Consider the following 7,362-nt stretch of genomic DNA (forward strand, 5'->3'; position numbering starts at 1 on the left):
AGTGTACAGTTGTGCACCCAGTCGCGCGTCGTCCGGTCGCGAGCGGGTCAGCTCACCAGCCCTCGGCGAGTCAGCAGCGGTTCGATCTCCGGTGCGCGCCCCCGGAAGGATTCGAAGGCCGCGAGCGGATCCACCGAACCGCCGCGGGAGAGCAGTTCGCGCCGGAAGGTCTCGCCCTTCTCGCGGATCGGTGCGGCGCCGTCCTCGAACCATTGCACGGTGTCGGCGTCCAACACCTCGCTCCAGATGTAGGAGTAGTAGCCCGCCGCGTAGCCGCCGGCGAAGACGTGGGCGAAGTAGCCGGTCCGGTACCGGGGCGGGATCGTGTCCATGGCGACTCCCGCTTTCTCGAGCGCCTGCCGCTCGAACGCCTCGGGGTCGACATCGGCGAGCGCGTCGGGCCCTGGCACGCGGTGCCACGCCCAGTCCAGCAGCGCCGCGGCCAGGTAGTCGACGGTGCGGAAACCCTCGCCGAACCGTGCGGCCTCGGCCATCCGCTCGACGAGCTCGGCGGGCATCGGCTCGCCGGTCTCGACATGTTTGGCGTAGTTGGCCAGCACCTCCGGCCGGTCCATCCACATCTCGTTGACCTGCGAGGGGAATTCGACGAAGTCGCGCGGCACCTCGGTCCCGGCGAAGAAGGGGAACCGGACGTCCGAGAACAAGCCGTGCAGCGCGTGCCCGAACTCGTGGAAGAGCGTGCGGACGTTGTCCCAGGTGAGCAGGGCGGGCTCGCCCGCGGGCGGCTTGGCGATGTTCAGGTTGTTGACCACCACCGGTCGCGTCCCCAGCAGCCGCGACTGACCGACCAATTCGTTCATCCACGCGCCGCCGCGCTTGGACGGCCTGGCGAAGAAGTCGCCGAGAAACAATCCGAGCGCGCTGCCGTCCGCGTCGAACACCTCGAAGACGCGGACCTCCGGGTGGTAGCCCACCAGATCGGTGCGCTCGACGAAGCTGATTCCGTAGACCTGCTCGGCGGCGAAGAACACGCCGTCCCGCAGCACCCGCTCGAGCTCGAAGTAGGGGCGCAGCGCCTCGGTGTCCAGCGAAAAGCGTTCCGCCCTCAGCTTTTCCGACCAGTACTGCCAATCCCACGCGCGCAGCTCGGCGTCCGCGTCGTCGGCGCGCATGGCCGCCGCGAGCTCCGCGGCCTCCCGTTCGGCATTGGCGACGGCGGGCGGGACCAGCCGTCCCAGCATCTCCTCCACCGCCCCAGCGGTTTTCGCGGTCTGGTCTTCGACCGCGTAGGCCGCGTGGTCCTGGTAGCCGAGCAGCGCCGCTCGCTCGGCTCGCAGTGCGGCGATTCGGACGGCGAGGTGAGCGTTGCGGCCGTCCGCGCCGAATCCGCGCTCGAGCGAGGCCTCGAGCATCCTGCGCCGTACCTCCCGGTCGGCCAGCTCGGCGAGGACGGGCTGGTTCGACACGTTCTGGAGGCGCAGCGCCCACGCGCCCTCCCGGCCCAGCGAGCGGGCGTTCTCGGCCGCGGCCGTCACCGCAGTGGAACCCAGGCCCGCCAGCTCCTGCTCGCTCTCCACGACCAAGGCTGCGGCATTGGTCGCGGCCAGCAGGTTCTGCCCAAACTCGGTTGCCGCCGTAGCCAATTCCGCATTGAGCTCGCGTAAGCGCGCCTGCCCTTCGGCATCCAGTCGCGCGCCCGCTCGGACGAACCGAATGTGGTACTGCTCCAACAGCCGAGCTTCCTCGGCGTCCAGCCCGAGCTGCTCGCGTTCCCGGTACAGCGAGTCGATCCTGGCGAACAGCTTCGGATCGAGATACACCGCGTCCCGGTGCGCGGCGAGCCGCGGCGAGATCTCCGCCTCGATCGCCTCGATCCGCTCGTTCGAATCCGAACCGACGATATTGAAGAACACATTCGACACCCGCGTCAGCAGCGCACCCGAACGCTCCAGCGCCACAACGGTATCCTCGAACGTCGCCTTCCCCGCACCGGCCGTGATCACCCCGATCTCGGCCAACTGCTCCGCCATCCCCCGCTCGAACGCGGGCAGATAATGCTCGTCGCGAATCTCCGCGAACGGCGGCAGCTCGTAGGGCAGCGCACTGCGCTCGAAGAACGGGTTGCTCGTCATGCGAGAACTCTATGCCCGCCCCCCACACCCCCGACAACGCTTTCCCGCAGCCACCCGCCGCCGACGGCGAATCGCAGGGTCGGCCCAAGGTAGTGATACGAGTTCTACTCGAATGTGAGATGTGTAACACACGTCCGCTCCCGGCCGAATAGTTCTGCGGCACCGCTGGATTGCGGTGCGATGCAATGGGGGTCGGTATCCGAATCAGCTGAACCCGATTGTCTGTGACGCATGTTCCGAACCAGAAAGGGCTGTCAGCTGTGACGTCTCCGATGCTGTCCAAGGGCCAGAACGTTCCGCTGCCGGACGATGTCGATCGCATCGATGTCGTCATCGGATGGACCGAATCGGAGATCGAAGTCGATGCGTCAGCGCTATTGCTCGGAGCCGATCGACGGGTCGGGTCCGATGCCGACTTCATTTTCTACAACCAACCTGAATCGACCGACGGATCGGTCCGGTTCCTCGGTACCAGTGCGACCGAGGAGGGTGCACAAGCTCGGATCGCGATCGATCTGTCGGCTGTGCCGGACAGCGTCCACACGGTTGCACTCGCGGGCAGCGTCGGAGTCGGGACGTTCGGAGATCTCGGCAAACTCGCGCTCCGGGTCGTCGACGCTGCCGGATTGTCGCTGGCCGAGTATGTAACCGCGGACGCAACCATGGAGTCGGCGTTCGTATTCGGCGAGATCTACCGTCGCGGCGGGGCGTGGAAGGTCCGTGCTGTCGGGCAGGGGTGGGAGTCGGGGCTGGCGGGTCTTGCCAAGGACTTCGGCGTCGACGTCGATGACGCCGAACCCGAAACAGGCTGTACAGAACCGGATTCCGCACCAGCGAGTGAGCCGGATCCTGCCGCGCCCGTAGAACCAGTTGCCGCAGAGCCCGATGGCCAGCCGCAGCAGGCGCCCGCATCAGGTGCCCGAGCAAGCGGACAGGGTCGCGGTGTCAGAACGGCCAAACGGGCGTTGAAGAAGGCCAAGCCCCTCGAATTCAGGCTCGCCGAACTGGACACCTGGCAACCGGCGCGATTGTTCTCGGTAGTCGGCGTCGGAGCGGGGGAGGAGCAGGAGCGTCGCGCCACATCGGCACTGATCGGCACGATGCAAGCTGTCCGGCCATTCGCACGTGCGGTGTGCGCCAGGATGGGCGCCCCGGTCGGCGCATTCGAGGGGTACGTCGAGGTGCAATACGAACGCGGTGAATCGAAGGTGATACCGGATGCCGTCCTGAAGGTTTCGCGAGGTAGCCGGGTGTGGACCGGATTGCTCGAGGTCAAGACGGGAAACGGCAAGCTCAAACGTGATCAGCTCGAGAGCTATCTGGATGTGGCGCGTAAAAAGAAGTACGACGCGGTAGTCAGCTTGTCGAACGACGTTCCCGCGAGCCCGGGAGAGCTCCCGGTCGAAGTCGACCGCCGCAAGCTGGCCAAAGTGGCTTTGCGGCATCTGTCCTGGGCGGAAGTGGCGCACGAAGCCCGAATGTTGCTCTCGCACGGCGGCATCGACAACGAATTGCAGGCCTGGATACTCGGTGAGTTCTTGCGCTACCTCGACCACCCCCGCTCCGGGGCAACCGAGTTCGTCGACATGGGTCGGCACTGGGTGGCGGTTCGGGATTCGGTGACGGCGGGTACTTTGCGTGCGGGTGATCAGAAGGCACTGACGGTCGCGGACACATGGGTGTCGTTGTCGAGGCACCTCGCCTTGCGATTGACTGCCGAACTCGGTGTCACGGTCAAGCACATACTGCCCCGGCGTCACCGCTCTGACCCGGCTGCCCGCAACGCCGCGGTCGCGGAGCGGCTCGCGGCGGATGGCACGTTCGAAGCCGTGCTGCGCATCCCCGATACCGCGGGAGATCTGGTCGTGATCGCCGACGTGCGCACGAACAAGGTTCGGTGCCGCACGGTTCTCGACGCGCCGAACGAGGGGTCGTCCGGTCGCCGCATGTCGTGGTTGCTCAGGCAACTCGAGGATGCCCCTGGCGATGTGCAGGTCGAGGCTGTGTTCTCGGAGCGCGGCAACGAGGCATGCGAGCACCTCGCGACGGTGCGCGCGAATCCGAAAGTGCTGACCGACGGTCGTTCGGGTGCGATCGTGTCGTTCTCGTTGGAGCAGACCTTCCCGATGGGCAACCGGAGAGCCGGTACCGCGGCTAGTTTCATCTCCAGCGTCACCTCGGCGACCGACGCGTTCTACGGGTCGGTGGTACAGCCGTTGCGCGGATGGGTGCCCGCCGCACCCAAACAGCCGGAGCAAGTGCAGTCCGAGGCCGCGGCATCCACAGAGTGATGGGTCTGGCCTCGGAACCTCACCGCCGGGTGCGCCGACGCGCGGCTATCGTGGAGGCGTGGGCATCATCGGCGAGCTGTTCGGCAACAAGCTGAACGACGAGGGCAGCGAGGACAGCGACGGACAGCTGCACGAGCCGCGCGTCGACGTGGATCTGGACGCGGGCGTAGTCCGGTTGTCCGCCCCGGCGCGGTCGAACGAGAACGACACCACCGGCTGACCGCGTTCAGCTGGTTTCGGCGAGGGCGGGGCGGGGTTGGCCGCGGGTGAGGAGCCAGCCGACGGCGGTGGCGAGCGGGAACATGAGGACGCCGTAAACCGCTGCGGGCACGGCCATTTCGGTACTGTCGAGGACGCTGATGGCGATGGTGATCGCGATGGTGCTGTTGTGGATGCCCACTTCCATCGAGCAGGCGATGGCTTGGCGGTCGGGGACGCCGAGCCAGCGGGGGAGGAAGTAGCCCGCGGTCAGGCTGGCGAGGCAGAACAGCGTGGTGACCGCGCCGACGTCGAGGGCGTAGTCGACCAGGTTGTCGCGCTCGGCGACCATGGTGCCGACGACGACCAGCGCCAGCGTCAGCGCCGAGCCGATGCGCACCGGCCGATCCATCCGGTCGGCGAACCCGCTCCACAGCCGCCGCACCACCATCCCGATCGCCACCGGAACCAGCACGATCGCGAACACCTGGACCACCTTGCCGAATTGCAGGCCGACCGTGCCCGCCCCCTCGTCCGGATCGAAGTAGTCGATAGCGAAGTTGGTCACCAGCGGCACCGTGACCACCGCGATGATCGAATTGACCGCGGTGAGAGACACATTCAGCGCCACATCGCCGCGGAACAGATGGCTGAACAGGTTCGCGGTCGTCCCGCCCGGCGAGGACGCGAGCAGCATCATGCCGACCGCGAGGATCGGCGGCAGATCGAACAGCAGCACCAGTCCGAAGGCGACGATCGGCAACACCACCAGCTGGCAGGCGAGCGCGATCGCCACGGTCTTCGGGTTGCGGGCGATGCGGGTGAAGTCCGCGACCGTCAGCGACAATCCCAGGCCGAACATGATGACGGCCAAAGCTATTGGCAGACCGACGGATACGAGCGGAGAGTCCATATTCTTCCTCAGCATTCGCGGGCCGAAGCCCACATCTGAGACCAATTCGACTCAGAATGAATGGAGGGTAGCGGCATGTGATCTACGTCGCAACCAATCCGGCCGCGTCGGCCTGCGCCACGCCGACGAACGAACCCCTCCCGACCGGTCGGAAGGGGTTCGCGAGATTGCCGCCGCGAGGCAGCGGCGAAAATTCCTACTTGGCCGAACCGCTCGCCGAGAGCGACGACAGCAGGCAGTCCCAGTGCGGAGCGCCGCCCGGGCACCCTGGGTTGGCGACCTGCTCCGACTGCGAAGCCGGTTCGGCGGGCTCCAGCGGGATGGCCGAGGCCGGGACAACCCCGGCCAACGGGGCCAGCAGAAGGGCGCCGGCGAGCATTCCGGCGCGAAGGTGCTTACGCATCGAGAATTCCTTTCGGGCGGCAACGGGTGGCCGCCGCCGACGACGCTATCGATGGCTCCGAGTCCGCGGACAGACCTGGAAAGGTGGGCCACCGAAACTCGGGGCCGTGCGGACCTCCCCCTCCGGTCGTCACCGATCTTGCACAATCGGTATATGGCCAAGCCCTGCCTGCTCTTGCAGTTGCGGCCCGAGCGCGCCGCAGCGGACGACGAGTATCGCGCGATCCTGCGCGCCGGCGAGCTCCAAGCCGACGACGTGGTGCGGGTGAAGATGGACGAGGAATTCCCGCACATAGACCTCGACGACTACTCGGCGGTGATCGTCGGCGGTGGTCCCAGCAACGTCAGCAGCCCGGAGGACCAGAAGTATCCCTACCAGCGGCGCTTCGAGCCCCGCCTGAAGAAGTTGATGACCGAGATCGTCGGCCGCGACTTCCCGTACCTGGGCGCCTGCTACGGCCTGGGCATTCTGGCGGACGTGCTCGGCGGGAAGGTCAGCGGCGACCGATACGGCGAGACCGCGGGCGCGCAGACCATCGAACTGGTCGACCACGCGGACGAAGACCCGCTCCTACGCGACCTGCCGCGGTCGTTCCGCGCGTTCGTCGGCCACAAGGAGGCCTGCCAAGAGGTGCCGCCCGGCGCGACGCTGCTGGCCGGGTCGTCCGGCTGCCTGGTGCAGATGATCCGAACCGGCCAGCACGTGTACGCGACCCAGTTCCACCCCGAACTGGACGGCAACGGGCTTGCCATCCGCATCGATGCCTATCGCCACGCGGGGTACTTCGCGCCCGAGGAGGCGGACTACCTCACCGAGCTCGGCCACCGCGAATCGATCACGGTCCCGCCGGAGATTCTGCGCCGATTCGTCACCCGATACCGCGTCGATTAGGTGTACCTCCGCATCCGCTCCGGCCATGCGCGGGCTCTGGACGGACTTCGTCCGCCCATAGGCGTACCTCCGCATCCCCTCCGGCCATGCGCGGGCCCTGGACGGACTTCGTCCGCCCATAGGCGTACCTCCGCATTCGCTGCGGCCGTGCGCGGGCTGAGGACGGACTTCGTCCAGGCAGCGCCCATTAGGCGTACCTCCGCCGTCGCTGCGGCCGTGTGCGGGCTGCGGGCGGACTTCATCCGGGCAGCGCCCATTTAGGCGTACCTCCGCCGTCGCTGCGGCCGTGTGCGGGCCGAGGACGGACTGCGTCCGACAGCGCTATTCGGAGGTGATTCGCCCCGCGCCCCGCGGGTGATCCACCTCTCGCCCGGCTGGTGATCCACCGCGAAACCGTCGCGGAATCCCGCCGAAGCAATCGCCAAGCGATCTTGGTACACCCCGCACAAGTTGTCTCGAACGCGTCCGAATGCCAGCGCGTCGCGCCGCGATGTGGTATCGGCAGGCCCCTCGGTGATGAACCGGCTGCGGCCAGGTGTCTGGGTCACGTGGCTCTGTGGCTAAGCTCTGGCA

The 7,362-nt window shown here is 67.1% G+C and carries 6 protein-coding genes; 3 read left to right on the top strand and 3 right to left on the bottom strand.

Translation table 11 applies throughout. The annotated features are described in order from the left end of the window. Positions 1–47 precede the first annotated feature (47 nt). Complete coding sequence (locus FB390_RS27390) at positions 48–2,093, bottom strand: M3 family metallopeptidase (protein WP_141812156.1); 2,046 nt, start codon at positions 2,091–2,093, stop codon at positions 48–50. A gap of 260 nt (positions 2,094–2,353) precedes the next feature. Between FB390_RS27390 and FB390_RS27395 the strand changes: the two genes are divergently transcribed. Both FB390_RS27395 and FB390_RS33770 read left to right on the top strand, forming a co-directional pair. Next, the gene (locus FB390_RS27395) at positions 2,354–4,384 is read left to right on the top strand and encodes a TerD family protein (RefSeq protein WP_141813119.1); all 2,031 of its coding nucleotides are present in this window, start codon (positions 2,354–2,356) and stop codon (positions 4,382–4,384) included. Positions 4,385–4,442: 58 nt separating this feature from the next. Further along, positions 4,443–4,604 carry a hypothetical protein gene (locus FB390_RS33770; RefSeq protein ID WP_185757297.1) on the top strand — a complete coding sequence of 54 codons (162 nt, stop codon included), beginning with the start codon at positions 4,443–4,445 and terminating at the stop codon, positions 4,602–4,604. A 6-nt stretch (positions 4,605–4,610) separates the two neighbouring features. On the opposite strand, the gene FB390_RS27400 is transcribed toward FB390_RS33770, so the two are convergent. Beyond that, complete coding sequence (locus tag FB390_RS27400; RefSeq protein WP_141812157.1) at positions 4,611–5,495, bottom strand: bile acid:sodium symporter family protein; 885 nt, start codon at positions 5,493–5,495, stop codon at positions 4,611–4,613. A gap of 196 nt (positions 5,496–5,691) precedes the next feature. Next, a complete protein-coding gene (locus tag FB390_RS27405; protein WP_141812158.1) occupies positions 5,692–5,898 on the bottom strand; it encodes a hypothetical protein in 207 nt (68 codons plus the stop codon). 153 nt (positions 5,899–6,051) lie between these two features. On the opposite strand from FB390_RS27405, the gene FB390_RS27410 reads away from it, so the two are divergent. Next, positions 6,052–6,789 (top strand): glutamine amidotransferase, encoded by a 738-nt coding sequence (locus FB390_RS27410; RefSeq protein WP_141812159.1) that lies wholly within the window; start codon positions 6,052–6,054, stop codon positions 6,787–6,789. Positions 6,790–7,362 lie beyond the last annotated feature (573 nt).

Source organism: Nocardia bhagyanarayanae, from assembly GCF_006716565.1.
GTDB lineage: Bacteria > Actinomycetota > Actinomycetes > Mycobacteriales > Mycobacteriaceae > Nocardia > Nocardia bhagyanarayanae.

Excerpts from the sequence above, each read along its gene's own strand:
- FB390_RS27390 (WP_141812156.1), bottom strand. The coding sequence starts at position 2,093 with ATGACGAGCAACCCGTTCTTCGAGCGCAGTGCGCTGCCCTACGAGCTG.
- FB390_RS27400 (WP_141812157.1), bottom strand. The coding sequence starts at position 5,495 with ATGGACTCTCCGCTCGTATCCGTCGGTCTGCCAATAGCTTTGGCCGTC.
- FB390_RS27405 (WP_141812158.1), bottom strand. The coding sequence starts at position 5,898 with ATGCGTAAGCACCTTCGCGCCGGAATGCTCGCCGGCGCCCTTCTGCTG.
- FB390_RS27410 (WP_141812159.1), top strand. The coding sequence starts at position 6,052 with ATGGCCAAGCCCTGCCTGCTCTTGCAGTTGCGGCCCGAGCGCGCCGCA.